Origin of the sequence: Aureimonas sp. AU22, assembly GCF_001463745.1 — a bacterium.
In the GTDB taxonomy this organism is placed as follows: domain Bacteria; phylum Pseudomonadota; class Alphaproteobacteria; order Rhizobiales; family Rhizobiaceae; genus Aureimonas.
Map to the genome: position 1 here is coordinate 41,669 of NZ_BBWJ01000014.1, position 26,296 is coordinate 67,964.

Annotated in this window: 24 protein-coding genes, 3 tRNA genes and 1 pseudogene; 13 read left to right on the forward strand and 15 right to left on the reverse strand. The window is 68.0% G+C overall.

The features are described from left to right. Complete coding sequence (locus AUL34_RS04980; protein ID WP_061931824.1) at positions 1 to 945, forward strand: acetamidase/formamidase family protein; 945 nt, start codon at positions 1 to 3, stop codon at positions 943 to 945. Between the two features lie 2 nt (positions 946 to 947). Then, on the forward strand, positions 948 to 2,726 hold the full coding sequence (locus AUL34_RS04985; protein ID WP_082653163.1) for an ABC transporter ATP-binding protein: 1,779 nt from the start codon (positions 948 to 950) through the stop codon (positions 2,724 to 2,726). 79 nt (positions 2,727 to 2,805) lie between these two features. Here AUL34_RS04985 and AUL34_RS04990 read toward each other — a convergent pair. Next, positions 2,806 to 2,878: transfer RNA gene (locus AUL34_RS04990), tRNA-Ile, on the reverse strand. Positions 2,879 to 3,020: 142 nt separating this feature from the next. Between AUL34_RS04990 and ade the strand changes: the two genes are divergently transcribed. Then, a complete protein-coding gene (ade, locus tag AUL34_RS04995) occupies positions 3,021 to 4,727 on the forward strand; it encodes an adenine deaminase (RefSeq protein WP_061931825.1) in 1,707 nt (568 codons plus the stop codon). A 44-nt stretch (positions 4,728 to 4,771) separates the two neighbouring features. On the opposite strand, the gene AUL34_RS05000 is transcribed toward ade, so the two are convergent. Both AUL34_RS05000 and AUL34_RS05010 read right to left on the reverse strand, forming a co-directional pair. Beyond that, positions 4,772 to 5,110, reverse strand: coding sequence for an acyl-CoA thioesterase (locus AUL34_RS05000; RefSeq protein ID WP_082653178.1), 339 nt, complete (start codon positions 5,108 to 5,110; stop codon positions 4,772 to 4,774). 1,006 nt (positions 5,111 to 6,116) lie between these two features. Continuing rightward, positions 6,117 to 6,191 (reverse strand) — tRNA-Gln (locus AUL34_RS05010). A 152-nt stretch (positions 6,192 to 6,343) separates the two neighbouring features. Here AUL34_RS05010 and AUL34_RS05015 point away from each other — a divergent pair. Continuing rightward, positions 6,344 to 6,420 (forward strand) — tRNA-Pro (locus AUL34_RS05015). 5 nt (positions 6,421 to 6,425) lie between these two features. Here the strand turns inward: AUL34_RS05015 and AUL34_RS05020 are convergent. Then, on the reverse strand, positions 6,426 to 6,749 hold the full coding sequence (locus AUL34_RS05020) for a hypothetical protein (protein WP_061931827.1): 324 nt from the start codon (positions 6,747 to 6,749) through the stop codon (positions 6,426 to 6,428). Between the two features lie 244 nt (positions 6,750 to 6,993). Here AUL34_RS05020 and AUL34_RS22795 point away from each other — a divergent pair. Then, positions 6,994 to 7,131 (forward strand): annotated as a pseudogene (locus AUL34_RS22795) (hypothetical protein); the annotation flags it as partial. A 38-nt stretch (positions 7,132 to 7,169) separates the two neighbouring features. Further along, the gene (locus tag AUL34_RS22800) at positions 7,170 to 7,337 is read left to right on the forward strand and encodes a hypothetical protein (RefSeq protein WP_244492462.1); all 168 of its coding nucleotides are present in this window, start codon (positions 7,170 to 7,172) and stop codon (positions 7,335 to 7,337) included. Positions 7,338 to 7,476: 139 nt separating this feature from the next. Here the strand turns inward: AUL34_RS22800 and AUL34_RS05030 are convergent, their stop codons facing one another. The 4 genes from AUL34_RS05030 to AUL34_RS05045 all read right to left on the reverse strand — a co-directional run bounded on the left by AUL34_RS05030 (position 7,477) and on the right by AUL34_RS05045 (position 11,507). After that, the gene (locus tag AUL34_RS05030) at positions 7,477 to 8,598 is read right to left on the reverse strand and encodes a Gfo/Idh/MocA family protein (protein WP_244492450.1); all 1,122 of its coding nucleotides are present in this window, start codon (positions 8,596 to 8,598) and stop codon (positions 7,477 to 7,479) included. Positions 8,599 to 8,691: 93 nt separating this feature from the next. Then, positions 8,692 to 9,672 (reverse strand): sugar-binding protein, encoded by a 981-nt coding sequence (locus tag AUL34_RS05035; RefSeq protein WP_061932242.1) that lies wholly within the window; start codon positions 9,670 to 9,672, stop codon positions 8,692 to 8,694. A gap of 67 nt (positions 9,673 to 9,739) precedes the next feature. Beyond that, positions 9,740 to 10,720 carry an ABC transporter permease gene (locus AUL34_RS05040; protein WP_061931833.1) on the reverse strand — a complete coding sequence of 327 codons (981 nt, stop codon included), beginning with the start codon at positions 10,718 to 10,720 and terminating at the stop codon, positions 9,740 to 9,742. A gap of 43 nt (positions 10,721 to 10,763) precedes the next feature. Further along, positions 10,764 to 11,507 (reverse strand): ATP-binding cassette domain-containing protein, encoded by a 744-nt coding sequence (locus AUL34_RS05045; protein ID WP_061931836.1) that lies wholly within the window; start codon positions 11,505 to 11,507, stop codon positions 10,764 to 10,766. A gap of 168 nt (positions 11,508 to 11,675) precedes the next feature. Here AUL34_RS05045 and AUL34_RS05050 point away from each other — a divergent pair, with 168 nt between their 5' ends. Then, positions 11,676 to 12,875, forward strand: coding sequence for an ROK family transcriptional regulator (locus tag AUL34_RS05050; protein WP_192845687.1), 1,200 nt, complete (start codon positions 11,676 to 11,678; stop codon positions 12,873 to 12,875). 40 nt (positions 12,876 to 12,915) lie between these two features. Here the strand turns inward: AUL34_RS05050 and AUL34_RS05055 are convergent, their stop codons facing one another. Next, positions 12,916 to 14,190, reverse strand: a complete 1,275-nt coding sequence (locus tag AUL34_RS05055; RefSeq protein ID WP_061931840.1) for an ROK family transcriptional regulator — start codon at positions 14,188 to 14,190, stop codon at positions 12,916 to 12,918. A gap of 159 nt (positions 14,191 to 14,349) precedes the next feature. Here AUL34_RS05055 and AUL34_RS05060 point away from each other — a divergent pair, with 159 nt between their 5' ends. From AUL34_RS05060 to AUL34_RS05080, 5 genes are read left to right on the forward strand one after another with little or no spacing between them, the layout of a single operon-like run. Further along, a complete protein-coding gene (locus tag AUL34_RS05060) occupies positions 14,350 to 15,426 on the forward strand; it encodes a Gfo/Idh/MocA family protein (protein ID WP_061931842.1) in 1,077 nt (358 codons plus the stop codon). Next, entirely contained in the window at positions 15,426 to 16,271 is an 846-nt protein-coding gene (locus AUL34_RS05065; protein WP_061931844.1) for a sugar phosphate isomerase/epimerase, read from the forward strand. The genes AUL34_RS05060 and AUL34_RS05065 overlap by 1 nt, the downstream gene beginning before the upstream one ends. Then, a complete protein-coding gene (locus AUL34_RS05070) occupies positions 16,268 to 17,074 on the forward strand; it encodes an alpha/beta fold hydrolase (protein WP_061931846.1) in 807 nt (268 codons plus the stop codon). Before AUL34_RS05065 ends, AUL34_RS05070 begins: the two co-directional genes overlap by 4 nt. After that, on the forward strand, positions 17,071 to 17,775 hold the full coding sequence (locus AUL34_RS05075) for a ribulose-phosphate 3-epimerase (protein WP_061931848.1): 705 nt from the start codon (positions 17,071 to 17,073) through the stop codon (positions 17,773 to 17,775). Before AUL34_RS05070 ends, AUL34_RS05075 begins: the two co-directional genes overlap by 4 nt. A gap of 14 nt (positions 17,776 to 17,789) precedes the next feature. After that, positions 17,790 to 18,752: an ROK family protein gene (locus AUL34_RS05080; RefSeq protein WP_061931849.1), complete on the forward strand. Its 963-nt coding sequence runs from the start codon at positions 17,790 to 17,792 to the stop codon at positions 18,750 to 18,752. A 389-nt stretch (positions 18,753 to 19,141) separates the two neighbouring features. Here AUL34_RS05080 and AUL34_RS05085 read toward each other — a convergent pair whose 3' ends face one another. From AUL34_RS05085 to AUL34_RS05110, 6 genes are all read right to left on the reverse strand, one after another. Beyond that, positions 19,142 to 20,722 carry an alpha/beta hydrolase gene (locus tag AUL34_RS05085; protein ID WP_061931851.1) on the reverse strand — a complete coding sequence of 527 codons (1,581 nt, stop codon included), beginning with the start codon at positions 20,720 to 20,722 and terminating at the stop codon, positions 19,142 to 19,144. A gap of 100 nt (positions 20,723 to 20,822) precedes the next feature. Further along, positions 20,823 to 21,563: a prolyl oligopeptidase family serine peptidase gene (locus AUL34_RS05090; protein WP_061931853.1), complete on the reverse strand. Its 741-nt coding sequence runs from the start codon at positions 21,561 to 21,563 to the stop codon at positions 20,823 to 20,825. 51 nt (positions 21,564 to 21,614) lie between these two features. Next, positions 21,615 to 22,520, reverse strand: a complete 906-nt coding sequence (gene prpB, locus AUL34_RS05095) for a methylisocitrate lyase (protein ID WP_061931854.1) — start codon at positions 22,518 to 22,520, stop codon at positions 21,615 to 21,617. A 19-nt stretch (positions 22,521 to 22,539) separates the two neighbouring features. Next, a complete protein-coding gene (locus tag AUL34_RS05100; protein ID WP_061931856.1) occupies positions 22,540 to 24,048 on the reverse strand; it encodes a tripartite tricarboxylate transporter permease in 1,509 nt (502 codons plus the stop codon). Positions 24,049 to 24,052: 4 nt separating this feature from the next. Beyond that, positions 24,053 to 24,493, reverse strand: coding sequence for a tripartite tricarboxylate transporter TctB family protein (locus AUL34_RS05105; protein ID WP_061931858.1), 441 nt, complete (start codon positions 24,491 to 24,493; stop codon positions 24,053 to 24,055). Between the two features lie 4 nt (positions 24,494 to 24,497). Next, positions 24,498 to 25,481, reverse strand: coding sequence for a tripartite tricarboxylate transporter substrate binding protein (locus AUL34_RS05110; protein WP_061931860.1), 984 nt, complete (start codon positions 25,479 to 25,481; stop codon positions 24,498 to 24,500). A 141-nt stretch (positions 25,482 to 25,622) separates the two neighbouring features. Here AUL34_RS05110 and AUL34_RS05115 point away from each other — a divergent pair, with 141 nt between their 5' ends. Next, positions 25,623 to 26,282 carry a GntR family transcriptional regulator gene (locus AUL34_RS05115; protein ID WP_061931862.1) on the forward strand — a complete coding sequence of 220 codons (660 nt, stop codon included), beginning with the start codon at positions 25,623 to 25,625 and terminating at the stop codon, positions 26,280 to 26,282. Positions 26,283 to 26,296 lie beyond the last annotated feature (14 nt).

The window sequence follows — 26,296 nt, forward strand, 5'->3', positions numbered from 1 at the left end:
ATGTGCAAGGCCTGCGACTACACCATTCACGGCCGGCAGCACCATTTCGGCTGGGACAACTCTCTCGAACCGGCGCTGCGGGTGGCGCCGGGTTCCACGATCGAGTTCGAGTGCCGCGACTCGTCCGCCGGACAGCTGACGCCGCAATCGACCGTCGAGAGCGTCACGACGCTCGACTTCGGCAAGATCAACCCCGTCTCGGGGCCGATCTTCGTCGAGGGCGCCGAGCCGGGCGATGCGCTGAAGGTCACGATCGAGGGCTTCAAGCCGTCCGGCTTCGGCTGGACGGCCAACATCCCCGGCTTCGGCCTCCTGGCGGACCAGTTCACGGACCCGGCGCTGACGCTCTGGACGTATGACGCGAACTCCCTCGAGCCCGTCGCCTTCGGCGCGCACGGCCGCGTGCCGCTGAAGCCCTTCGCCGGCACCATCGGCAATGCGCCGGCGGAGCCAGGGCACCACTCCGTGGTGCCGCCGCGCCGTGTCGGCGGCAATCTCGACATCCGCGATCTTGCGGCCGGCACGACGCTCTATCTCCCGGTGGAGGTGGCGGGCGCGCTCTTCTCGGTGGGCGACACGCACGCCGCGCAGGGCGACGGCGAGGTCTGCGGCACCGCGATCGAAAGCCCGATGAACGCGGTGCTGACGCTCGACCTCGTGAAGGGCGCGAACCTCGCGATGCCTCGCTTCACGACGCCGGGCCCCGTGACGCGCCATCTCGACGCCAAGGGCTACGAGGTGACGACCGGCGTCGGGCCAGACCTGATGACGGGCGCGCGGCAGGCGGTGGCCGACATGGTCGAACTGCTCGCCGGCCGCTACAACATCAACCCGGTGGATGCCTACATGCTCGTCTCGACCTGCGGCGATCTGCGGATTTCCGAGATCGTCGACATGCCGAACTGGGTCGTCTCGTTCTACTTCCCGCGGGTCGTGTTCGAGTGATGATGGGGCAAGCGCTGCAGCGCCAACCGAGCGTTCCGGCGCCGTCCCGCGCGTCCGTCCTGTCGGTGCGCGACCTGACGATCTCGATCGGGGAGGGCGCGCGCCGTCGCGCCCTCGTCGAGGATCTGTCCTTCGACATCGCGCCCGGCGAGACGCTCTGCATCGCGGGCGAGTCCGGCTCGGGAAAGTCGCTCACCTCGCTCGCCATCATGGGGCTGCTGCCCAAGCCTGGGCCGGTCGTGTCCGCCGGCTCCATCCGGCTCTACGACGAGGAGCTGACGGCGTTTTCCGAGAGCCGCATGCGCGGAGTGCGCGGCGATCGGATCGCGATGATCTTCCAGGAGCCGATGACGTCGCTGAACCCGGTGCTCACGGTCGGCCGTCAGCTCATCGAGGCGATCGAGGCCCATCGCGACGTGTCGGCCGCACAGGCACGTCAGCTCGCGCTCGAGGCGCTGAAGGCGGTGCGGATCCCCGAGGCCGAGCGCCGCATGGGTCAGCACCCCCACCAGCTGTCGGGCGGCATGCGCCAGCGCGTGATGATCGCGATGGCGCTGGCGCTCGAACCCGACGTTCTGATCGCCGACGAACCGACGACGGCGCTCGACGTGACGATTCAGGCCCAGGTCCTCGGTATCCTCAAGGAGATCCAGGAGACGCGCGGGACCGCGCTGATCCTGATCACCCACGACATGGGCGTCGTGGCCGAGATGGCGGACCGTGTGATCGTGATGCGTCAGGGCCGTGCGGTGGAGGGCGGTGCGGTCGTGCCGCTGTTCCAGGCGCCGCGCGAGGACTACACCAAAGCGCTTCTGGCGGCCGTGCCGCGCATGGGCGACGGGCGCGGACGCAAGGCGCCGAGCGCAGCGGAGCCCGTCGCGGAAATCCGGGATCTCGCCGTGCGCTTCCCCCTGAAGGGCGGTCTCTTCGGACGCACCGTCGCCGAGGTTCACGCGGTCGCCGGCATCACCTTCGACGTGCCCGCCGGCGCGACGCTCAGCCTCGTCGGCGAGAGCGGCTGCGGCAAATCCACGACGGCGAAGGCCATCGCGGGCCTTGTCCCCTACGAGGGGCAGCTGCGCGTCGCCGGTCGCGCCGCCCAGGACCTTACGGTGCCCGAGCGCAAGGCGCTGCGGCGCGACGTGCAGATGATCTTCCAGGATCCCTTCGCCTCGCTCGATCCGCGCTGCCGCGTCGGCGACCTCGTGGCCGAGCCGCTCGCCATCCACGGCATCGGAACGCCGCGCGAGCGCGAGGAGCGCGTGGCCGCCCTGTTCGAGCGCGTCGGGCTCCAGACGGACGCCATGCGCCGCTATCCCCACCAGTTTTCCGGCGGCCAGCGCCAGCGCATCTGCATCGCACGCGCGCTCGCCCTTCGGCCCAAGCTCATCATCGCCGACGAAAGCGTCTCGGCGCTGGACGTCTCGGTCCAGAAGCGCGTCCTGGAACTCCTGAAGGAACTGCAAGGCGAATTCGGGATCGCCTACCTCTTCATCAGCCACGACATGGCCGTGGTGGAGAACATCTCCGACCGGGTGGCGGTGATGTATCTCGGCCAGATCGTGGAGATGGGCACGGGGGCCCAAGTCTTCGGCAACCCGCGCCATCCCTATACGCAGCGCCTGATCGAGGCCGTTCCCGTGCCCGATCCGTCCCGCCGTCGCGCGGGCTTCCCGCGCCTCGTCGGCGACATCCCGAGCGCCGTGCGGCCGGTCGGCGATCCCCCCGTCCGGCAAAGGCTCGAGGATGTGGGCGAGGGACATCTCGTCGCGTCGCAGTAGAGCTTACGGGAGGCGACAGGCCGGTCGCACGTGCCCTTGGCTAACGTGCCGGCAAGCGCTCGAAAAACATAGATCCGGGTGGGCCCGGCAGGACTCGAACCTGCAACCAAGCGGTTATGAGCCGCCGGCTCTAACCATTGAGCTACAGGCCCGACCCGGACCCGAACGCCTATCGCAAAGGCGTCGGCTTCTCAAGCGGCGAGGCGGATCACGGGCAGGGGATTTCGCCGCGCCGCCGGGGGCGCTAGAGCTGGGGGCCAGCCGGTGCATCCGGCGCCGCGTCGAGGAGTTCCCATGGCATCGGACCTGTCCCACCGCATTCTGGCCGGCCAGGGTCGTCGGCCCGCCGATCTCGTGATCCGGGATGCTCAGCTTCTGGATCTCGTGACCGGGGGCGTCGAGACGACCGACATCGCCATCGTCGGCGACCGGATCGTCGGCACGCATGCCCGATACGAAGGTGAGCGGGTGGTCGAGGCGCGGGGGCGCTTTGCCGTACCTGGTTTCATCGACACCCACCTGCACATCGAGTCCTCGCTGGTCTCCCCGATGGAGTTCGATCGCTGCGTGCTGCCGCACGGCGTGACCACCGTGTTCTGCGACCCGCACGAGATCGCCAATGTCCTTGGCGCGGAGGGGATCGCCTATTTCGCCGCCTGCGCCGAGGCGAGCGTGATGGACATCCGCATCAACCTCTCGTCCTGCGTGCCGGCCACGTCGTTCGAGACCGCGGCGGCAAAGCTGGAGATCGGCGACCTCCTGCCGTTCCTCGACCATCCGAAGGTCCACGGCCTTGCCGAGATGATGAACTATCCCGGCGTCCTCGACCTCGATCCCGGCATCCTCGCCAAGCTCGAGGCCTTTCAGAGACGCCACGTCGACGGCCACGCGCCGCTTCTGCGCGGGACGGCGCTGAACGGCTATCTCGCGGCCGGCATCCGCACCGACCACGAGGCGACAAGCGCCGCCGAGGCGATGGAGAAGCTGCGCAAGGGCATGGCGATCCTGATCCGCGAGGGGTCGGCCTCGAAGGACCTCGAGGCCCTCGCCGAAATCCTCGACGCCGATACCTCGGCTCTCGTTGCGCTCTGCACCGACGACCGCAGCCCGCTCGACATCGTGGAGGAGGGGCACCTCGACGCCATGATTCGGCGGTTGATCGGCCGGGGATGTCCCGTCCATCACGTCTACCGCGCCGCCTCGCTGTCGGCCGCGCGCATCTTCGGCCTGTCCGACCGGGGTATGGTCGCGCCCGGCTGGCGGGCGGACATCGCGCTTCTCGACGATCTCGAGGCCTGCCGCGTCTCCGACGTCATCGCGGGCGGCCGGCTGGTCGAGCCCGCGCTCTTCGATGCCCGGCCGCGGATCGCCCCGGTCGGGCTCGGCTCGATGAAGGCCGCGCCCGTCTCGCCCGAACGTTTCCGCCAGCCCGGCAACGGGGCGGAGCGAACGGTGCCGGTGATCGGCGTGAAGGCCGGACTGCTCCTCACCTCACGGCTCGACGCGACCCTTGCGGTCCGGGACGGCCAACTGCAGCCCGACCTGGAACAGGATGTCCTCAAGCTGGCCGTCGTCGAGCGGCACGGGCGCAACGGTAATGTAGGGCTCGGCTTCGTCAACGGCTTCGGCCTGAAACGCGGTGCCATCGCCTCGTCCGTCGCCCATGACAGCCACAACATCACCGTCGTCGGCACCAATGCACGCGACATGGCCGCCGCGGTGAACGGGGTGATCGAGCGCGGCGGCGGGTTCGTCGTGGCCGACGAGGGCCAGGTGCTCGCGGGCCTCGCGCTGCCGATGGCCGGGTTGATGAGCCTCGATCCGTTCGAGACCGTGGTCCACGACCTCGAGGCGTTGGTGGATGCGGCGCGCGCGCTGGGCTGCACGTTGCCGGAACCCTTCCTTCAGCTGGCCTTCCTCGCCTTGCCGGTCATCCCCCACCTCAAGCTGACCGATCGCGGCCTCTTCGACGTCGATCGCTTCGCCTTCGTGGAGGACTGAGCGAAGCGGCTCCGAAGAGCCGCGTCGTAAGGGGACCGACGACGTCAGGGGAGGGGGTCGATCGGCCTCGGCTTGCGGTACGCGTCGATGGCGACGAAGGTGAAGACGCCCTCGGTGACCTGCTCGACCTCCTCGCCCTCGCGGCTTCGACGCCAGGCCTCGACCTCGATGCGCATGGACGTGCGCCCGACATGAAGGATCGCGGCATAGAGGCTGACCTCGTCGCCGACATAGACGGGCTTCAGGAACCGCATCGCCTCGATGGCGATCGTGGCGCAACGACCCCGCGCTCGCCGCGCCGCGGCGGTCCCCGCCGCAAGGTCCATCTGCGCGAGCAACCAGCCGCCGAAGATGTCGCCGGCCGGGTTCGTATCCGCCGGCATGGCGATCGTGCGGATGGTCGGCGCGCCGCTCGGTGCGGAGGATGGCGGATCGGACACGTCCAACGAATGCTCCTGCGAGAAAGGCGGTTGGCGGCCGTCCGCATCCAAGAAGACCCTTCGCGAGCTTGCCCGACGCAGCTTGCGCGATTCCGGCAATGACCTAAGCGTTGACACACTAGAGGGGAATATTGCAGTCGCTCGACGACCTTCGGCGCATGTGTTTTCCACAGCACGGACAAGCGCGAAGCGCCGAGTCAAGCCGGTTTGGACGTTTGACCCTTTGAAAGTTGGACTTTCAATGGTACCAACAAAAAAGGACGGCACGGTTTTGGAGACCGTGCCGTCCTTGCAGAGCCAGCCTTATGGAAGGGCCAGTTGCTCTTGTGGCCCTTATGGAAGGGGCCGGTTGCCAGTGACAGGGGCGGGCGCCGTCGGAAGCAAACCCGTCCCGTCACCATTCCGATCTAGCACACGTTTTTCGTTGCTCAAATCCTAAGTAAGTCGCGATCCCCAACTTTGGGACGCTATTGGGCGATTCGGGTTGTGCAGAGCCAACGGTGAACTTCCGACTATTGACATCTAACCGGCTGGTTGGACAACGTTTTTTCCTTCTGTGAGTCGGATCCTCGCCTGAAAGGAAACGTTGACGGACTCCGAACTTACTTGCAGTCAAGTCGATTCCAGCTGCCTAGTTTATGGTTGGCCGTAAGACAATCCCGAACCGTTCAGAGAGTTCGCGCTCCGTTAGCGCGGCTTCCTCATCGGCTTCACGCGCTGCGAGAACATGCCATTCTTCCGCATAACAGCACGCGCGATTTCCAATTGTTCCTCGCGCGTCAACGCGCCGCTGTGCTTCGAGCGAGGCGTAGGATCAGGCATGTTCGAACGTTCGTCGCGAATGAGTTCCCTCTTGTCTTTCTCGCCGCTCATACTGGCACTTAGGACTAGGACACACGACATGTTTGCCGGTCCCGTAGGTACTTGAAGTATAGCGAAAATAGGACGATGGCTGGGGCGCCTGGATTCGAACCAGGGGATGGCGGTACCAAAAACCGCTGCCTTACCGCTTGGCTACGCCCCAAAACCTGCCGTCGGCGAGCCGTTCTATAATCGCTCGGCGACAGCCACGCAAGGAAGGGAGAGCGAAGGATATGCCGTGGTCTTCGGCACGCTTCGCGCTGTGCGAATCCTGTTGCACGCTGCGCTTTCGCCCGCTATAGACCCCCTCGGCCACGGAGTGTAGCGCAGCCTGGTAGCGCACCTCGTTCGGGACGAGGGGGTCGCAGGTTCAAATCCTGCCACTCCGACCACTCTTTCAAGCACCTAGGCCATCCTTTCCAGTTTGCGGCGCGGTTTGCGCCCGGTTACCCATTCTGGTCGCGCTTACGCCCTCCTGAAATTTGGGGGAATGGTGCCAGTAGGTGCGCTGCAATGCCTCCATCGAAACGGTTGCGAAGCCCCAAACTTCCTCGATCGGTATCCCTGCCTGCATGAGGCAGGTGATCGCGGTATGGCGCAGCGTGTGCGGCACGACCGAAGCACGCAGCTCCCCGTCCACGCAAACCGCCTGGAACGCCCGCTTCTGCCGCTCGACGCCTTCCCCGTTGAAGTGGACGATAGGCCCGAGCGATTCGTCCATCCGCTTCCGGCGGCGCCGTTGAGCCATCAGGCGGTCGGGGACGGCGGATCAGCTTGCGCAGTTCGCGACGGCCGGCATCGACAGCGTGTCGTCGCCGTTCTCCGTCACGCTGACGGACGGCATCGAAAATGTCACGCTGACGGGTTAGGCCGACATCGACGCCACAGGCAACAACGTTCTGACGGGTGACGCGCCTTCGGCAGCCGCGAACCTCTCGGCATTGGGGCTGGACTCCGCCTTCGCCATGTCCAGCGATACCATCTCGCTCGGCGGCAGCGATACGATCACCGCCGGCGCGGGCGATGACGTCGTGTTCGGCGACAAGGGCAGCGACCGCATCTGGGGCGATCTCGGAAACGATACGCTGACCGGCGGCGAGGGGGCAGACACGTTCTTCTTCGCTGTGAGCTCGGGAACGACGTGGTCACCGACTTCCGGCAGGACGAGGGCGACCGGCTCGATTTCCAGGACCAGAGCTGCATGGTCTCCGAGGAGGAGGGCTCCGCCCTGTTCACCCTCTCCGGCGGCGGTACGATCGTCCTGAGCGGCGTCGCTCCAACGAGCTTAGACGGCCTCCTGATCGCCTGATCGGGACGCGGTACGAACACGAAGCTCGCCCGGTTCGCCGCGGCGGGCTTCGTCATGAAAGCTCCCGTTCGTGTCCGGCCAGGATCGATGGAGGCGGACACTGTCTCGGCGTTCCGCCAAGTCGGCGTGCCGTTGCGAACTACAGGTCGATCCAGTCTCCGCCGGAACGCAGCGCGGCCTCGACCATCATGAGCCCGCGGATGCCGTCGGCGATGTCGGGCATCGGCGCCTGTGGCGAGCGGACGGGGGCCGCGTCATGCCGGTGCATCAGGCGATCCGCCACGTCGTCGTAGATCCGCGACAGCGCCTCGACGAACCCCTCGGGATGACCGGGCGGCAGCCGTCCCGGGTTGCGTGATTGCGGTCCGGCCCTCTCGACGATCTGCGTGCGTCCGTCGAGCTCGGAGACGAGAAGCCTGTTGGGGTCGTCGCCCTTCCACTGGAGGCCACCGCGGGTGCCGAAAATCCGCAGGACAGGCCCGCCGCTCTGTCCCGTGGCGACCTGGCTGACCCAGATGCCGCCGCGGGCACCGTTGTCGAAGCGAAGCAGCAGGTCGGCGTTGTCGTCGACCCGTCGGCCGGGGACCAGGGTGTCGACGACGGCCAGGAGCGACCGGCATTGCAGTCCCGAGACGTACTCGGCCAGGTGGAACGCATGGGTTCCGATGTCGGCAAGGCATCCGGCGCCGCTCCGTGCGGGATCGGTGCGCCATTCGGCCTGCTTGTTGCCGTCGCGCTCCACCGGCGACGACAGCCAGCCTTGCGAAAAATCCACCTTCACGACCCGGATCTCCCCGAGCCGGCCGGATGCCACGATCTCCCGCGCGTCCCGCACGATGCCGTAACCGGCGTTGGTGTAGGTGACGGCGAAGAGGAGGCCGGCGCGGCTTGCGAGGTCGCCGAGGTCTCGGGCGTCGGCCAGCGTTGTGGTGACCGGCTTGTCGCAGACGACGTGAATGCCGTTCTCGAGAAAGGCGCGGGCCGCGGCATGATGGAGGTGGTTCGGCAGCACCACGGAGACGACGTCGATCCCGTCGTCGCGGCGGGCTTCCGCCTCGGCCATGGCGCGAAAGTCTCCGTAGCTTCGTTCCGGCGCGACGAGCAGCGCCTCGGCGCTCCGTGCGGCCTTCGACGCGTCCGAGGAGAAGGCCCCGGCGACGAGTTCGAAGCGATCGGTCAATCGTGCCGCGGCCCTGTGCGCCGTGCCGAAGAAGCCGCCTTCTCCGCCTCCCACCATCCCGAGGCGCAGTCGCCGAGCCATGTCGCTTTCTCCGCCCGCTCGCATCGGAGCCGAGCCTTCACGTCGAAAGAGGCGGCGCCCGGAATGTCTCCGGGCGCCGGTCTTCTCGGGGGGTCAGTTGGCCGTCTTGCCGCAAGTCGTCTGCGCGTTCTCCGGCGTGCAGACCTCGGTCCCGGTGATGATCATCGGCGGGACAGGCTCCTTCTTCGTCAGCTTGTCGAGCGCCATGATGGTCTCGTAGCCCATGTCGTAGGGTCGCTGGCCGACGTTGAAGTGGCTGAGGCCCTGGGCAAGCAGCGGAAGCTGAGGCCCGAAGTTGTCGCCGAACACGACGACGAGCTGCTTGCTGTCGAGACGCGCCTTCAGCGGCTCCATCGCCTGCGTGTAGGCCTGCGGGGCGTACTGCGCCCAGCCGCCGACCGCGATCAGCGCGTCGAGTTCGGGGTTGCTCGTCATCACGTCGCGGATCTGCTGGGCGGCGAGCGCGATGTCGTCGTTGTTGTAGACGGGGCATCCCGCCGGTTCGGTCCAGCCGTTGGTGTCCTTCAGCACACCGGCGGGCTTGTCCTTCGTGGTCCCGGCGAGCGTGTCGCGGATGCCCTGGATGCGGCCGTTGAGGTTCTCCGAGGCCGGGGCGCCGGACTGGATGCAGACGGTGCCGCCCTTCTTTCCGCTCTCGATGACCTTCTGCGCCAGCACCTTGCCGAACTCGTAGTTGTCCGTTCCGATGTAGGTCGCCCGCAGTCCTGCATCTTCCGGAAGGACGTCGGTGTCGAAGGTCACGACGGGAATGCCGGCGTCGTTCGCCATCTTGAGGATGCGGGCCATCGCCTTGGGATTGCCCGCGGAGATGCCGATGCCGTCGACGCCGCGCGTGATGACGTCCTGCGCAAGCTGAACCTGCTTGGCCTCGTCGTATTCCGTCGGGCCGAGATAGGTGCAGGTGACGTCGCCGAGCTTGGCGGCGGCCGCCTTGCAGCCGGCGTCGATCGGCGGGCTGAAGGCGTTGTTCAGGACCTTGAAGACCAGGGCGAACTCGCGCTCGGCGGCCTGGGCGGGGGCTGCGAGTGCTCCGGCGAGGCAGGCCGCGGCCATGGCGGCTTTCAGATGCTGTGTCGTGCTCAAGTCCGTTTCCTCCCGTTGTGGTTTCTTGTGCCGCCCCTCATCTCCTCGAGGAGCGGATCCTTTCGAGCAGGACAGCGCCGAGGATGAAGCTGCCCACGAAGAAGCCCTGCCAGAACGGGTTGACGCCCGCGATCAGCAGGGAGTTGCGGATGACCTCGACGAGAACGGCGCCGATCGCCGCACCGATCGCCGTTCCGAAGCCGCCGACGAGGCTCGCCCCGCCGATCACGGTGGCGGCGATGACCTGAAGCTCGTAACCGGTGCCGATCGCGTTGGTGACGGCGCCGAGCCAGCCGACCAGGAACACGGCGGTGACCGCCGCCATCAACCCGCTGAAGGCATAGGTCGAGACCTTCACCAGCTCCACGGGAATACCGCAGAGCCGGGCCGCGTCCTCGTTGCCGCCGACCGCGAAGACGTAGCGGCCCCACCGGGTCATGGTCAGCAGGAAATGCAGGACGAGGATGCCGGCAGCCAGGGCGTAGATGACGTTGGGCAGCCCCAGCGTCTTGCCGCCGCCGATGGCGAGAAGAGCGGCGGACCATGGGCCGAAATCGTAGAACACCGTGTTCTGGCTGACCACGAGCGCAAGGCTTCGCCCCATGGAGAGGGTTGCCAGCGTCACCACGAAGGGCGGCAGCTTGAGGTAGGCGATGATCGCGCCGTTGAACGTTCCGCACAGCGCGCCGAGCGCGAGAACGGCGGGAATGGCGATCGGCAGGGGCCAGCCCGCGACGAGCAGGATGCCGAGCGTGATGCCGCAGAGGCCGAGGATCGACCCCACCGAAATGTCGATGCCGCCGCTCACGATGACGGGCGTCATGCCCAGCGCCATGATGCCGATGAAGCAGGCGTTCTGGAGGACGTTGAGAAGGTTGCCCGACGTCGCGAACTTCGGCGAGACGAGCGACACGGCGATGCCGAGCGCCACGATGGCGAGCGCGATCCAGGCCTCCTGGGTGCCGCCCAGCCGCCGCACGAAGCTCTGCTCGGGCGCGGCGAGGAGGTCGATGTTCATCCCGTGGGGATCGGAAGAGCTGGCCATGGTGTTCTCCGACCCGTCAGGCTGAGGCGATGGCGCCCGTGATGAGGCCGGTGACCTCCTCCGGGCTCGAGTCGGCGACCGGCTTGTCGGCCACCTTGCGCCCGCGGCGCATGACGACGACGCGATCGCAGACGTCGAAGACGTCGGGCATCCGGTGGCTGATGAGGATCACCGCGAGACCCTGATCCCGCATCCGGCGGATCAGCGCGAGGACCTCCGCCACCTGGCGCACGCTGATCGCGGCCGTGGGCTCGTCCATGAGCACGATCTTGGACTTCGCGAGGCGTGTCCGGGCGATGGCGACAGCCTGGCGCTGGCCACCCGACATGCGGGCTACGAGGTCGGCGGGACGGGTCTCGGACTTCAGTTCCTTGAAGAGCTCGTCGGCCCGCGCGTTCATGCGCTTCTTGTCGACGACCTTGAACGGCCCCCAGCGACGCATCAGCTCGCGCCCGAGGAAGACGTTGGCGGCGGCCGACAGGTTGTTGCAGAGCGCAAGGTCCTGGTAAACGACCTCGATGCCGTGACGCCGCGCGTCGGAGGGGCCTGTCAGCTGGAGCGGTTTTCCCTCCAGGAGGTAGGTCCCGGCCGTCGGAAGGAAGTTTCCGGCAATGGTCTTTACCAGCGTCGACTTGCCGGCGCCGTTGTCTCCCATGAGGCCGAGCACTTCGCCCTCGTGGATGTCGAGCGAGACGTCGTTCAGCGCCCGGATCGCGCCGAAGTCCTTCACGATCCCCTCGAGACGGGCAAGCACTGCCATTTCTCACCCGACCGCTATTTTGTCGATGGTCAAAACAAACACGACTGGTGAGTATCGTCAATCAGGAAGACTTCCGCGGCAATTGTGCGATGCGAAATGAAAACTCGATTTCTTTTCGCATTGCGTTGCGTTGATTTGTAGATTGCTTAAACAAAAGAGGATGTGGCCGTGCCGAGCCCCTTCAAGGTGAACGAGGCAAGAACACTGAACGCCTTGTTCCGTCATGGTCCCCAGACCCGCGCCGAGCTTGCGCGGATCCTGGACCTCACGCGCTCGACCGCAGGGAACCTCGTACAGAGCCTGATCGACAGCGGTCATGTGCAGGAGCGACCGGGGCTCGGGGATGTCGGCTCGAGGGTCGGCCGACCCGGGGTGTCGGTGGAGATCCGGAGCGGCGGAGCCTACTTCATCGGAGCCGAGATCGGTGTCGACAGGATCGAGGCGCTCGCCATCGACCTCGCGGGCGAGGTCTGCGTCAGCGCCGAGCGCCCTCATGCGGGAGCGTCGTCGGAACCGGCGGATACGGTGCAGGCGACACGAAACCTCATCCGCGACGTGGCCTCGCGTTTGCCCCCCGGCGCGACAGTTCATGGCTTCAGCGTCGCCGTTCCCGGATTTCCCGACGCGTCCGGCGGCCTATGCCAGGCGACGGGGCTGGGGTGGCACGACGTCCCGCTGGCGGACCTCCTGTCCGACGAGTTCGGCGCCGAGCGCCCGTTCCTGGTTGAGAACGACGCCAACGCCTTCGCCGTGGCCGAGACATACCGTTGGACCGGCGAGGACCACGGACCGGAGGACGTACTGGTCGTCCTTCTGGAGAACGGCGTCGGCGGCGGCATCATCAACGGCGGCCGCCTCCATCGCGGTCTCCTCGGCGGTGCCGGCGAGATCGGGCACATTCCGGTCGGCGGGGAAGGCTTCCTCTTCGACGGCCGGCGGCCCGGGCGATGGGAGAGCTACATCGGCAAGGATGCGATCCTGGCACGCGATGCCCATCGCCGCGGCGCGACCCCGCGCACCCTCGCGGCGTTCCTAGACGCGTTGGGAAGGGGAGAGGCGAACGCGCTCGATACGGCACGGGAATGGGGTACGTGGTTGGCGCGTGGACTGGCAACGGCGACCTCGATCCTTCAACCCCAGCGCATCATTCTCGGTGGGTCGGTCGCTCCCGTGTTCGACGCCGTGTCGGTCGAGGTCCGGCAGCAGGTCGCGGCGAGCCTCATCGATGGCTATCCCGTTCCGATGATCCAGGCGACACGACCCGGCGAGGGCCGTCCGGCGCTCGGCGCAGCGTTCCTGCTTCATCAGTCCATGCTGACGGGAGCCGATGCCGCGGCGCGTTCGGACAGGGACGAGCGGGTCGCCTGAACGCCAGCTACATCCATGCGCCTGCCGATGACGTCATCCGTCAGAGCGTCCGCCGGTTTCCCGTCCGTCGGCGGGGACCAGCCGCGTCGTGCCCGCCAGCGAGCGTATTGACGCCGATTCCGAGCCCGGCGCCAAAGACGAGGTCGTCCCGTACCGCCATCGCGTCGCGATGGAGGAGTGTGGCCGCACCGTAGGCGACGCCGTCGGGTCCCAACTGCGATCGCTTCAGGTGCGGGGCCGGGCGACCCGGCATCAGTTGGCTCCGCATGGCTCGGTCGACGGGTTCACGGGCGAGGTCGAACAGGACGGCCACGGACCCGCCGACGACGATCTCGCCAGGATCGAATATCGCCGCCAGCGTCGCCAGCGCACGGCCGAACGCGCCGGCCCAGTCCTCCAGCGTGGCACGGGCTGCCGCTTCCCCCATCTTCACTCGGGCGACGAGTTCGTCCAGCGTCGCCGCGTTCCCACCGTGGAAGCGGTGCCGCGCGAGAACCGCCTCGCGCCCGACGAAGCTTTCGAGGGACCCGGGAAGCCCGACCGTGTCGGTGAAGCCGCGATCGCCCAAGGGGATGTGCCCGAACTCGCCGGCAAAGCCGTGCTCGCCGCGTTGCAGCCGCCCGTCGACGACGATCGCCCCGCCGAGCCCGGCGTCCATCAGGATGTGGATCGACAGCGATGACGCGGACGCGATCGGCGCGGGGTAACGCTCCGCCATGGCGAAGGCGTTGGCGTCGTTCTCCACGAGGATCGCCTCGGCTGCCGGAAGGGCGTCGCGCAGCCATGCCTTCAGCGGCACATCGCGCCAGCTGAGAAGGGGCAGGTGGAGGACGTTGCCGGCATCGTCCACCGCGCCGGGCACGGTCACGCAGACGCCCCGCGGTCGCCGTCCTTCGGGAAGCCGCGCGAGGATGTCGCGGATGAGGGCGACGACGCGCGCGGTTGTCCTCTCGGGCGTCTCCTCGACAGGTCGGATGTCCTCCGCAAGGGAAGCGACGATCCGCGCCTCCAGGTCGATCGCCACGATTGTGATCCGCCCGACGGCGATGTCCGCGCCCAGAAACGTCGCGTGACCGGCGCGCAGGCGCACCAGCGTCCCCGGTCGGCCGGTTCGTGCCGAACGCTCGGCCTCGTGCGACGGCGGGCTCTCTGCCAGCCATCCCTCGGCAACCAGTTCCGACACGATGTTGCCCACCGTCGAGCGCGTCAATCCGAGCGCCCGCGCCAGCGACGCGCGGCTCATCGGGCCGGCGCGAAAGATCGTCTCGAGCGCGCGCATGGCGTTGATGTGGCGGACCGCCTGCGGCATCGACATCGATCGATCTCCTTTCGCCTCACCCCTCACGGGGTGTTCGAGCGGCACCGACGTGACGCCTTGACGGGTAGCGGTCGGCATGTTTGTTTTCAACCCAAACAAACCAAGCGCCTAGCGGTATCGCCTCGGGCGCGCGGAGCGACAAGTGGGAATCGCACCATGCCCAAGAAGGAACAGCGACGCCTGCGCATCGGTGTCCTCGGCGCCGGCCAGATCGCCCAGGCCGCGCATTTCGAAAGTTGCACCAAGGCCGCCAATGCAGACCTCTTCGCGATCTGCGACGTCGCCGACGACTTGCGCGAGCGGATGGCCGTCACGCATGGCGCCGCGAAGACGTTCGCCGATTACGACGCCATGCTCGCCGATACCGACGTCGAGGCCGTCATCATCGCGACCGCGGACGCCTTCCACGTTCCGGCCTCGATCCGAGCCCTCGAGGCCGGAAAACACGTCCTTTGCGAGAAACCGGTCGGGCTGACCGTCAAGGAAGCGTTCGACCTCGCGCGGGCGGTCGAGGCGTCCGGCAGGGTGTTCCAGGTCGGCCACATGAAGCGCTACGATGCCGGGCTCCAGGCAGCCAAGGCCTTCATCGATACCGAGATGGGCGAACTGGTCGCGCTCAAGGCCTGGTACTGCGACTCGACGCATCGCTATCCCATGACCGACGCGGTGCAGCCCCTGATCGTCACTAGCGCCAACGCGCGCAAACCCTCGGCCAACCCGAAGGCGGACCTGCGCCGCTACTACATGCTGGCGCACGGTTGCCACCTCATCGATACGGTTCGCTACTTCGCCGGCGACATCGTCTCGGTCGAAGCGCGCCTGTCGGAGCGCGCGGGCATCTGGTGCTGGTTCGTGGACGTCGAGTTCGCGAACGGCACGCTCGGCCATCTCGACCTGACCGTCGCCGTCCGCATGGACTGGCACGAGGGGTTCCAGATCTACGGGCAGAACGGCTCGATCCTCGGGAAGACCTTCAATCCCTGGTACTACAAGTCCTCGGAAGTCGACATCTTCCGCGAGGCGGACGGCGCGACCCACCGGGTTCTGGGCGCCGATGGGCATTTCTACCGCCGACAGGTCGAGGGCTTCGCCCGCACCGTGCTCGACGGGGCGCCAATGACCGGCGCGGACGTTCACGACGGCACGGCATCGGTGCGCGCGATGGTGGCGATCGCCCGCTCGGTCGATGAGGGCCGGCGGGTGACCCTGGCCGAGGTGACGGGAGGCGTCTGATGAAGCTCGGGATCTTCGCCAAGACCTTCCCGGGCTCGACGCCCGAGGCTGTGCTCGTTGCCGCGAAGGCGGCGGGTTTCTCGGCCGCGCAGTACAACATGGCCTGTTCGGGTCTCGCGGCCATGCCCGAGGCCATCGAGCCGAACGCGACGGTCGCGGTCGCCCGGGCGTCGCGCACTACGGGCGTCGAGATCGTCGCCGTGTCCGGTACCTACAACATGATCCATCCCGACCGCACGGTGCGCGAGGCCGGACATCGGCGGCTCGACGTCCTGGCGTCGCGTTGCGCGGCGATGGGAACGCGCCTCGTCACCCTCTGCACCGGAACGCGTGACCCCGAGGACCAGTGGCGCGAGCACCCCGGCAACCACTTGCCCGATGCCTGGCGCGATCTCGTCGAGGCGATGGAGATCGCCGTTGCCATCGCCGAGCGGCACGACGTGGACCTCGGGATCGAGCCGGAACTCGCCAACGTCGTCGATTCCGCCGAAAAGGCGCGGCGCCTGATCGACGCGCTGAAGAGCCCCCGCCTCAAGATCGTGCTGGATCCCGCCAATCTGTTCGAGCGGGCCGAGCTACGCGAACAGCGGCGGCTGGTGTCGCAGGCGACCGATCTCCTCGCCGACCGCATCGTGATGGGCCACGCCAAGGACCGGACGCCGGACGGCGGCTTCACCACCGCCGGCAAAGGCGTCCTTGACTATCCGCATTATCTGGCCTGCCTCCGTGAGGCGGGTTTCCAAGGCGCCCTGGTGGCCCACGGGCTGTCCGCCGAGGAAGCGCCGGGCGCGGCCTCCTTCCTCCTGTCGGCCCTGGATCGGGCGGGGATCCCGGTCGAGACATGAGCGGTTTCGAACGCGACGGCCTGTCGCTGCATCTCGACGACGCCGGCGGCGACGGCTTGCCCGTGTTCTTCCAGCACGGGCTCTGCGGCGACGTGGGCCAGACGCGCGAGGCCTTCCCGGCGGATCGGCGCTTCCGCCGCCTGACGCTGGAGATGCGCGGGCACGGCAGATCGCAGGCGGGCGACCCGTCGCGCTTCTCCATCCCCGTCTTCACCGACGACCTTGCCGCGGCGATCGAGGCCGAGGGGCGAGGGCCACTCGTCGTTGGCGGCATTTCGATGGGCGCTGCCATCGCGCTTCGCCTGGCCGTGACCCGCCCGGACCTCGTGCGAGGCCTCGTCATCGCACGCCCCGCCTGGGTCACCGCTGCCGCGCCGGACAACATGGAGCCGAACGCGGAAGTCGGCCGCCTTCTCGCAAGCCATCCGCCCGCCGAGGCGCTGGCGCTCTTCATGGCCGGCGCGACGGCACGCCGGCTGGAGTCGGAGGCGCCCGACAACCTGGCCTCGCTCCGCGGCTTCTTCTCGCGCGAGCCGGTCGCCGTCACGGCGGCGCTCCTGACGGCCATATCCGCCGACGGTCCGCGCGTCGCGGACGACGAACTGTGGGCGCTGCGGCTGCCGACGCTCGTGATCGGACACGATCGCGACGCGATCCACCCTCACGCCCATGCGCTCGCTTTGGCCGGGCTCATTCCCGGCGCGAGGCTCGTGACGGTCACGCCGAAGGCCGTCGACAAGCCCGCGTACCTGGCCGACGTCCACGACGCTCTCACCGCCTTTCTCGAGGGCTTCCAGCGATGACGGCCGCCGCGGCCCCGTCCTGGATCCGGGACCTGCCGAGCGACAGACTGGTCGCCGAATACTCCGTCTGGTCGGCCGATCTCGTGCGCCTCGCCGACGACATGGCGCGGATCGACCCCTACGCCGACATCCTCCACGTCGATGTGGCGGATGGGCACTTCGCCCCCGCCATCCTGTTCTTCCCCGACCTCGTCGCCGGGCTGCGCAAGGTCTCCACGAAGCCGATACACGTCCATCTGATGGTGGCGGACGCGATCGTGCTGTCGCAGATCGAGCAGTTCGCCGAAGCGGGCGCCGACCTCATCTCGATACATCTGGAGAACGGAACGGTCGCCGAGGCGGCGCTCGATCGACTGGCGGCACTGCGGGTCGCGGCGGGCATGGTCCTGCGCGTCGAAACGCCGGTCGCAGGCATCGAGCCCTTTCTGCCGCGCCTGTCCTTCGTCACGCTCCTCGGCACCGCGATCGGCGTGAAGGGGCAGGGTCTCGACCCGACCGCCTGCGATCGACTGCGGGAGGCGAAGCGCCTCATCGAGGCGCAAGGCCGGGAGCGGCGCATCGTGCTGGCGGCGGACGGCGGCATTCGCGAGCATACGGTTCCCGAATTGCGCGCGGCGGGAGCGCAGACGGTCGTGCTCGGCTCCCTCGCTTTCGGCGCGCCCGATCTTCGGGAGCGCACACGCTGGCTCCACTCGCTCTGACGGAGGCCGCCGCGATGCCCAACCTGGCCGTGGCTCTGGATCTCGGGGGCACGCAGATCCGCGGCGCGCTCGTCGACGAGGCAGGCGCGATCCTGGCCCGGCAGGTTCGCCGGACCCCGGCGCGCGAAGGCGCCGACGCGGTGGTGGCGGCTCTCGCGCAGGTGAGCCGCGACGCGGCGGCAGCGGCCGGCACGCGGCCGGTCGTGGGCATCGGGCTTTCCGCCCCCGGGCCGCTCGATGCCGAAAAGGGGATCGCGTTGGCGACCCCGACGATCGCGGGCTTCACGGACTTCCCGCTCGCACGAAACCTGGAGGCGGCAGCCGGACTACCGGTCGCACTGGAGAATGACGGGATCGCGGCCGCCATCGGCGAGTGGCGCTTCGGAGCCGGTCGCGGAAAATCGCACATGGTCTACGTCACCGTCTCGACGGGCATCGGCGGCGGTGCGGTCGTGGACGGGCATGTGCTGCGTGGGCGCAAGGGAATGGCAACCCACATCGGCCACATGACGGTGATGCACGGCGGGGAGCTCTGCGTCTGCGGCAACCACGGCTGCTTCGAGGCCTATGCCTCGGGTACCGCCTTTCTCGCGCGGGCGCGGCGCCTCTCGATGCACCGCCCCGACAGCGCGCTCTCCGGCTTGAACGAGGCGTTGACGGGGCCGGAGGTCTTCGCCGCCGCCCGCGATGGGGACGAACTGGCCTGCGAACTCGTCGCCGAGGAGGCGACGATGCTCGGCCTCGGGTTCGCCAACCTTCTTCACCTCTATAGTCCAGAGCTGATCGTCGTCGGCGGCGGCATGTCGAGCGAGTTCAATGCGCTGGAGGCGGGCATCCTGCGCGCGATGCGGGGAGCCGCGCTCGCCCCGTTCCGCGACGTGCCCGTCGTGACGGCCGCGCTCGGCGACAATTCGGGCCTTTCGGGCGCGGGCGCCATCGCCTACCAGGCCTTCGGCACGAACGGTACCCGCCGCTAGAGCCGTACCGGCTTCATGCTCTGTCCCGCTGTCGCGCCGGAATCCATGCCGACGGGATCATCGTGCCGATCGAGCCGGCGCAGATGGCTGCAAAGGTCACGCAATCGACGAGGACCGGCATGGTCGGGCAACGCTCTTTTGAGCCGTTGCCACGGTCCCGAAAGTACACCGGGCTTCATCCTGGTCGATACCGGGGTGTGGCGGACCCGCATGTCGTGAACTTCCTCCCCCGGGCAAGCGTCGGATAGCATCGCTCGGCGTCATTCCGAAGTCGTCGAACTTTTCGACGCGCGTCTGTTCCAAGACCTGCACGCGCGCCGAAAATGACCCGATCCGACTTCACAGCCGTGGTTCCACCATAGCGAAGGGGAGGCGGCCCGTCGTGCGGCTTACGGCGCATCCGAGGGCTTGGTGGTCGTATCCCAGTGCGGCGGAGCGGAGAGCACGAGCGAGCGCAGGTCGGCGGGAACGGCCGCGCCCTCCATCCGGGTGTCGCCCTTTGCGGCGGCGAGCGCGAACGCGGCCATGCGCTTGCCGGCGAGCGTCATGTTCTCGGTGGCTTGCGTCGCGAGCTGGTGCGGGCCGTGGAAGACGAAGATGTCCTTGAGGCCCTTCGCGCGGTCCAGCGCGTCGAGGCTTCCCTCCAGCCCCTCCACATAGTCCCACGTGCCCTTGACGATCTGCAGCGCCGGCCATTGGGCGACGCCCGCCGCAACCTCGCCATCGGGATAATACGTCGTCGAGAACTCCTCGCGCAGCGCCGCCTCGATCATGTCGTGACCTTTGACGCGGGTGCCGAGGCCGCCGGCGTTCGGGCCGTAGAGGATCGCGCCCTTGATGTTGGCGCGGCCGAGCGCCGGGCCGCAGGCGCTATCGGGCATGTCGCGGTCGCATGTCTCGACGAAGTTCTTCTGCATGGCATAGGCGACGGCGTAGGAGCCGCGCGAGTAGCCCATGAGGACGATCGGCATCGCCGCGATGTCGGCGCCGTCCATCACGGCGGATGCCGCCGGCGCACCTTCGAGGGTCTTGCCGTCCGGCCCCATCGCCCGCATGCCTTCGCCGGACGCCAGTTGCTCGAACTCGCGCACCATGTCGTCCGCCTGCTCGGCGGTGTTGAAGCCGTTCTGCCCGCCCGAGAGGCCGTTGCCGCGCCGATCGGTGACGAGGACGTCGAAGCCCGCTTCGTGGAAAGCATGGGCGAACCCGCGCCAGTGGCGCATGCCGGGCTCTTCCGACAGGCCGTCCGGCTTTTCGTTCAGGACGTACTTGCCGCTCGTTTCGTCGCGGGTGACAGGTGCGGAGTTCGGATCGTCCAGGGCGGTGATCTCGTTGCCGCCGCCGTTGTTCATCACGACCAGCGCACGCTGACCTCCGCCATTCCCGCTCGGAATGCCGTCACCTCGGATGTACCAGCCGCGCAGCTTGATCTCGCCGTCGGTCTTGAGGTGGACCCGCTCGTAGGCATCGCGCGGCGCGGTGAACTCGACCACGAAGGCCTCATCATCGGCGCTCGCGATCGGCTCGCCGTAGGGCGCCTTGCCGAAGTCGGCCGGGCGGCGGATGTCGGCGAGATCGACCGCGCCTTCGGGATCGATCCGGCCCTTCGTGCCGACCGTGCCGGTTTCGCGCGTCTCGACGCGGGCAAACCCCTTGGCGCCCCTGCGCGCCGCCGCAGCGCAGGCCTCGTCCGCCTTACACGCCAACCAGCGTTCGCGGATCTTCGCGTCGGTGAACTCCGCGGTGTAGAAGTCGCCGGCATAGCCGTCCGGCACGAGCTGGTTCAGCGGCATGAAGGGCTGGCAGATGCCGGCCGCGTCGCGGTAACCGGGAAGATCGGCGTTGCGATCGTAGTTGACGCGCGCGGTGCAGTCGGGCGCGGGCGTGCCGGCGTTCACGACGGGTGTCTCCTGCGCACCCGCGGTGCCCGCCAGGAGCGCGAGGCTCGCGGTCATCAGAATTCGACGCATCTTGTTCCTCCCAGGCTCGCGAGGCGACACCGCCATCGTGCAGGTGTGACCACCATCGCCGGTTCCCTTCGATCCTTGATCGCGATGCCGATCCGCGCACCTACTGGGCGGTGGCGGACGGCGTCGCCTCCAGCCGCTGATCGGCGAGCCAGTCCCAGAGGGCCGGATCGCCGAGTGCCGCCGCCTCGACCGCCTCGTGGCTCGTGTTCTCGAACACGGTCAGGCTGGCATTGCGCTTCAAGGCCTTCAGCCGCTCGTAGAGCACGACCGAGTCCGACAGCGGAATGACGTCGTCGTCGGTCCCGTGGAAGACCCAGAAGGCGGTCGTCTCGCCGGTGCGGTTGAGATAGTGCCGGTTGCCGCCGCCCGCGATCGGCACGACGGCGGCAAACGTCTCGGGATACTGCTCGGCCATCGCCCAGGCCGCAAAGGCGCCCCGGCTGTAGCCCATGACGACGATGCGGGATCGATCCACGCGGTGGCTGGCGACGACCTCGTCCAGCGCCGCCTTCACCGTTTCGATGGGATAAAGCAGTTCCTCGCTCGGGTTCTGCGGCGAGAAGACGAGGTAGGGCACCTCGCGTCCGCCCTCGATCATCGCGGGAAGTCCGCTCGATCGCACCTTGTCGACATCGCTGCCGCCCTGGTCGCCGCCGTGCAGCCAGACGATCAGCGGAAAGGCTTGGCTGGAGGACTCGTATCCCGGCGGGGTGGACAGGAGATAGTTCAGCTCCGCCGGGATCGAGGCTGTGGACTTGGCTGCCGTTTGCCCGGCGAGAGCCGGTGCCGTTCCGAACCCGAGAGCCGCCGCGATGGCGAGCGAGGCGATGGTGTTGCGCATGATCGTCGATGCTCCCTATCGGCGTGGAACGCGGTCCGGGTGGCCCCAGTCTTACGCGGGCAGGACGGTCGCGACGATCGTGCGGTCCAGCGCCTCGTAGTCGTAGTAGCGGATGGTCTCGTAGAGCTCGGCGCGTGTCTGCATGCGATCGAGGAGCGAAGCCGGCGTGCCCTCGGCCGCAAGACGGGCGTAGAGTTCCCCTTGCGCCTTCGCCGCGACGCGCAGCGAGGTCACCGGCCAGATCACCATGGCGTAGCCGAGGTCTTGGAACTCCTGCGCGGTGAGGGCCGGGGTGCGGCCGAACTCCGTCATGTTGGCGAGAAGTTTCACGCCGGGCAGGCGGCCCGCGACCTCGCGGAACATCTCGACCGAGGTCAGCGCCTCCGGGAAGATCGCGTCGGCGCCCGCTTCGAGATAGAGCTTGGCGCGCGCGACGGCACCCTCGATGCCCTCGCTCGCGGCGGCGTCCGTGCGCGCGATCACCACGAGGTCGCGCGAGGCACGCCGCGCGGCGTTCACCTTCGCCGCCATGTCCGTCGGCGCGGCCAGCTGCTTGTCGTTGAGATGGCCGCACTTCTTCGGCAGGAGCTGGTCCTCGATCTGCACGGCCCCCGCGCCCGCGTCCTCGAAGGAGCGGACCATGTGCATGACGTTCAGCGCCTCGCCGTATCCGGTGTCGCCGTCCGCCAGAAGCGGCAGGCCCGAGGCGCGCGCGATCTGGCGGATGAAGAAGCTCATGTCCTCGACGGTGAGGATGCCGAGGTCGGGCAGCCCCATCGAGGCGCTGACCGCGGCGCCCGAAAGATACAGCGCCTCGAACCCGGCGTCGCGCGCCTGGATCGACGCGAGGCCGTTGTGCGCGCCCGGGATGCGCAGGATCTCCGGGCGATCGATGAGGGCGCGGAAGCGGGCGCCGGCGGTGGCTCGGGGAAGGTCGGCGGCGACGAGATAGGTCATGGAATGCGGTCCTTGGACGTCAGGTCTCGCTGTCGGCCATGTGCGCGACGCGCTTGCGCAGGCGTGGCGCGATCACGGGGACGAGCAGCACGGCCAGTGCCACGAGCCAGATAACGACGGCGACGGGAGACTGGAGAAGGATGGTGGGGTCGCCGTCCGAAAGCGACATGGCCCGGCGCAGGTTGTCCTCGAAGAGGCGCGCCAGGACGAAGGCGATGAGGAGCGGGATCAGCGGGAAGCCGACCTTGCGCATGACATAGGCGAGGATGCCGAGGAGCACGGTGAGCACCAACTCGAACGGCGAGTTGGTCGCGGCGTAGACGCCGGCGAAGCTGAGGCCGAGGATGCCCGGAAACAGGATCCAGTATGGAACGAGCAGCAGCCTGGCGAAGAGCCCGACGAGCGGCAGGTTGAGCACCAGCAGCATGATGTTGCCGATGTACATCGACGCGATCAGGCCCCAGGCGATCTCCGGGCGTTGCGTGAACAGAAGGGGCCCCGGAGTGATCGAGTACATCATCAGCGCGCCAAGCAGCACGGCGGTCGTGCCCGAGCCCGGAATGCCGAGCGCCAGCATCGGCACCATGGAGGCGGTCTGCGCGGCGTTGTCGGCGGTCTCGGGCGAGGCAAGGCCGCGCATGTCGCCCTTGCCGAACGTGCCCTTGTCCGAGATGCGCTTCTCCACCGTGTAGGCCAGCGCGGAGGAGACCGCCGCGCCCGTGGCCGGCAGGATGCCGAGGAAGAAGCCGACGCCGGTCGCCCGGAGCATGGCGGGCGTGCAGGTGCGGATCTCGGACCACTTCAAGCGCTCGCCGCCCGAATAGTTCGTCACCGTCCCGGAGCGCAGTCCTTCGGCCACGACTAGGATCTCGCTCACCGCGAAGAGGCCGATGGTCAGCGTCGTGAAGTCGATGCCGCCCAGTAGCTCCAGCGAGCCGAAGGTGAAGCGCTCGATCCCCGAGCCGCCGTCGATGCCGACCATCGCCAGCAGCAGGCCGAGGGCGATGGCGGTCCAGGTCTTGGCGGGCCGCGCCTCGCCGATCGTGGCGAGAAGCGTGAAGGACAGCGTCATCAGCGCGACGTATTCCGCCGGACCGAAGGTCACCGCGATGCGGGCGAGCGGCACGGCCAGGAAGGTGAGCAGTACGACCGTCAGCGTGCCGCCGACGAAGCTGCCGATGCCGCTGATGGCGAGCGCCGCGGCACCGCGCCCCTTCTGCGCCAGCGGGAACCCGTCCACGGTCGTCATCACGAGACCGGGATCGCCGGGAATGTTGAGAAGGATCGACGAGATGCGCCCGCCGTAGCCCGAGCCGTAGTAGATGCCGGCCAAGAGGATCAGCGCGCTTTCCGGCGGCAGGCCCAGTGCATAGCAGAGTGGCAGAAGGAGCACGATCGAGTTGATCGGCCCGATGCCCGGCAGGGCGCCGACGGCGGTGCCGAGCGCCGCGCCGAGGAGCGCCAGCAGAAGGTTGAACGGCGTCAGCGCGACGGAGAAGCCGTAGGCGAGCGAAGCGAGAGCGTCCATGGTCTCACATTCCCAGCGGGCCGCGCGGCAGGCCGAGGCCGAGCCCGAGGTCGATCAAGGCAAAGATCACGGCGGCCGTCGCCACCGCGCCGACGAGCGCGGGCACGGGCCGCCCCTTGAACGCGAGCGCGCACAGGAAGCCGAGGATGGCGGTGGCGGGAACGAAGCCCAGCGGCACGAGGATGAACGGGTAGACGAGGGACGCGGCGGCGACGAGGACAATGCGGCCGTAGTCGCCGGCCTCCCAGGTCATGGCCGTGGGCCGCAGCACGATGGAGGCGCCGCAGACCAGGAGGATCAGGCCGACGATGATCGGAAAGGCCTTCGGCCCCACCGGATCGGCCGCGAAGGCGACCTCGAGGCTGACGCCGTGCCAGACGGCTCCAAGTCCGAGGAGAAGGACGACGATCCCGCTGATGCGGTCGAAGATCGCGCTCGCGGCCATGGGATCACTTCCCGCTGGTGGGCAGGCCGACCTCGGCCGCCAGCGCCCGGAAATCCTGCGTACGCTTCTTGGCGAACGCGTCGAACTCGGGCCCGACGAGATCGTATTCGAAGAGACCCTGCTCGGTGCGCGCCTTCTGCCATTCGGGGTTGGCGTTCAGCTTCGTGAGCGCATCGGTCCAATAGGTGTATTGCGCGTCCTCGATGCCCGGAGGCGCGTAGAAGCCGCGCACGATCGGCCATTCCACGTCGTAGCCTGCCTCCTTGGCTGTGGGCACGTCGGCATAGGCGCCCGGCAGGCGCTCCGCCGAGAAGGTGGCGAGAACCCGGATCTCGCCGGCTTCGAGCTGGCCGAGCATTTCCGACGCGTCGCCCGGCAGGGCTTCGATCGTGCCGCCGAGAAGCGCCGCAAGAGCTTCGCCGCCGCCCTCGTAGGACAGGTAGCGCATCCCCTTGGGATCGACGCCGGCCGCCTTGGCCACCAACGCGGGCTTCATCCAGTCCTGGCTGCCGACCGTGCCGCCGGCACCGATCGCCACGGACGAGACGTTCTCCTTCAGCGCGCCGACGAAGTCCTCCATCGTCTTGAAGCGGCTGTCCTTGCGCACGGCCAGGACCCCGTAGTCGGCGCCGACGGCACCGAGCCAGCGGACGTCGTTCTCGGAGAAACGGCCGAACTTCCCCTGCGCGAGGTTGACCCACGAGCCCGTGGAGACGGCGACGATGACGTTGGGATCGGTGCGACGCTGCGCCTGGATCATGTTGTAGGCGACTGCACCGATGCCGCCCGGCATGTTGGTGGTGCGGATCGTCGGCTCCACGATGCCGAGTTCGTTGAGCTTCTGCGAGGTCAGGCGGCAGGTGAGATCGAAGCCACCGCCGGGCGCGGCCGGTGCGATGCATTCCGGATTGCGGGGCTGGAAATCCTGCGCAGCCGCCGCTCCGGAAACGAGAAGGGCAAGGGCCGTCAACCAAGGCGCATGTGACATTGCGAACCGTCCTCCCAAACGATGCGTGATGAAGTGTCGACAGAGTTTCGCAAGATCGGTAGGATTGCAACCGGGAAATGTCGGGTTTCGCGTTCTTTGTCGACAGATTGCGTTGTCCGAGAGGTTTCGTCACGAGGACGCATGCGTTCGAACCAGTCCGCGTCGATCTACGAGAAGCTCAGCCGCGCGATCCTGCAGGGCGATATTCCCCCAGGCGCGAAGCTGAGCGAGCCGGCGCTCGCCGATCAGCTGCAGGTGAGCCGGGCACCCGTCCGCGAGGCGATCCGTCGGCTTCAGGAACGCGGCATCGTGGTGCATGTGCCCAATCAGGGCGTTCGCGTCGTCTCGCCGAGCCTCGATGAGTTTCTTGCCATCCTCGACGTGCGCGAGGCCCTGGAGGCGATGGCCTGCCGGCTAGCGGCCGCGAGCATGAGCGAGCGCGAGATTGCCGAGTTGCAGGAGATCGTCGCCATGCATGGTCGGGCGTTGGAAGCCGATCCGGCGGGACCCTACCTGCAGCAGGACTTCGACACCGACTTCCATGTCCGCGTCGCCCGGGGCTGCGGCAACCCGGTGCTGACGGAGCTTCTGTGCGACCAGTTCTACCCGCGGCTCAAGCTGTGCCGGGCGCGACACGGGTCGGTGAAGGGACGTGGTCTCGTGGCCTGGCGGGAGCACGTGCGGATCATGGAAGCGCTCGCCGAGCGCGATGCGGAAGCCGCCGAATTCACCATGCGCCGTCACGTGAGAGCGGCGAGGGCTGCCCTGATCGCCGCGACATCCACGCCTCGAAAGGATTGAGGCGCTGCACCCGG

Coding starts and splice junctions, on each gene's coding strand:
- AUL34_RS04980 (WP_061931824.1), top strand. CDS start 1: ATGTGCAAGGCCTGCGACTACACCATTCACGGCCGGCAGCACCATTTC.
- AUL34_RS04985 (WP_082653163.1), top strand. CDS start 948: ATGGGGCAAGCGCTGCAGCGCCAACCGAGCGTTCCGGCGCCGTCCCGC.
- ade (WP_061931825.1), top strand. CDS start 3,021: ATGGCATCGGACCTGTCCCACCGCATTCTGGCCGGCCAGGGTCGTCGG.
- AUL34_RS05000 (WP_082653178.1), bottom strand. CDS start 5,110: ATGCCGGCGGATACGAACCCGGCCGGCGACATCTTCGGCGGCTGGTTG.
- AUL34_RS05020 (WP_061931827.1), bottom strand. CDS start 6,749: ATGGACGAATCGCTCGGGCCTATCGTCCACTTCAACGGGGAAGGCGTC.
- AUL34_RS05030 (WP_244492450.1), bottom strand. CDS start 8,598: ATGGCTCGGCGACTGCGCCTCGGGATGGTGGGAGGCGGAGAAGGCGGC.
- AUL34_RS05035 (WP_061932242.1), bottom strand. CDS start 9,672: ATGGCCGCGGCCTGCCTCGCCGGAGCACTCGCAGCCCCCGCCCAGGCC.
- AUL34_RS05040 (WP_061931833.1), bottom strand. CDS start 10,720: ATGAACATCGACCTCCTCGCCGCGCCCGAGCAGAGCTTCGTGCGGCGG.
- AUL34_RS05045 (WP_061931836.1), bottom strand. CDS start 11,507: ATGGCAGTGCTTGCCCGTCTCGAGGGGATCGTGAAGGACTTCGGCGCG.
- AUL34_RS05055 (WP_061931840.1), bottom strand. CDS start 14,190: ATGTCGATGCCGCAGGCGGTCCGCCACATCAACGCCATGCGCGCGCTC.
- AUL34_RS05060 (WP_061931842.1), top strand. CDS start 14,350: ATGCCCAAGAAGGAACAGCGACGCCTGCGCATCGGTGTCCTCGGCGCC.
- AUL34_RS05065 (WP_061931844.1), top strand. CDS start 15,426: ATGAAGCTCGGGATCTTCGCCAAGACCTTCCCGGGCTCGACGCCCGAG.
- AUL34_RS05070 (WP_061931846.1), top strand. CDS start 16,268: ATGAGCGGTTTCGAACGCGACGGCCTGTCGCTGCATCTCGACGACGCC.
- AUL34_RS05075 (WP_061931848.1), top strand. CDS start 17,071: ATGACGGCCGCCGCGGCCCCGTCCTGGATCCGGGACCTGCCGAGCGAC.
- AUL34_RS05080 (WP_061931849.1), top strand. CDS start 17,790: ATGCCCAACCTGGCCGTGGCTCTGGATCTCGGGGGCACGCAGATCCGC.
- AUL34_RS05085 (WP_061931851.1), bottom strand. CDS start 20,722: ATGCGTCGAATTCTGATGACCGCGAGCCTCGCGCTCCTGGCGGGCACC.
- AUL34_RS05090 (WP_061931853.1), bottom strand. CDS start 21,563: ATGCGCAACACCATCGCCTCGCTCGCCATCGCGGCGGCTCTCGGGTTC.
- prpB (WP_061931854.1), bottom strand. CDS start 22,520: ATGACCTATCTCGTCGCCGCCGACCTTCCCCGAGCCACCGCCGGCGCC.
- AUL34_RS05100 (WP_061931856.1), bottom strand. CDS start 24,048: ATGGACGCTCTCGCTTCGCTCGCCTACGGCTTCTCCGTCGCGCTGACG.
- AUL34_RS05105 (WP_061931858.1), bottom strand. CDS start 24,493: ATGGCCGCGAGCGCGATCTTCGACCGCATCAGCGGGATCGTCGTCCTT.
- AUL34_RS05110 (WP_061931860.1), bottom strand. CDS start 25,481: ATGTCACATGCGCCTTGGTTGACGGCCCTTGCCCTTCTCGTTTCCGGA.
- AUL34_RS05115 (WP_061931862.1), top strand. CDS start 25,623: ATGCGTTCGAACCAGTCCGCGTCGATCTACGAGAAGCTCAGCCGCGCG.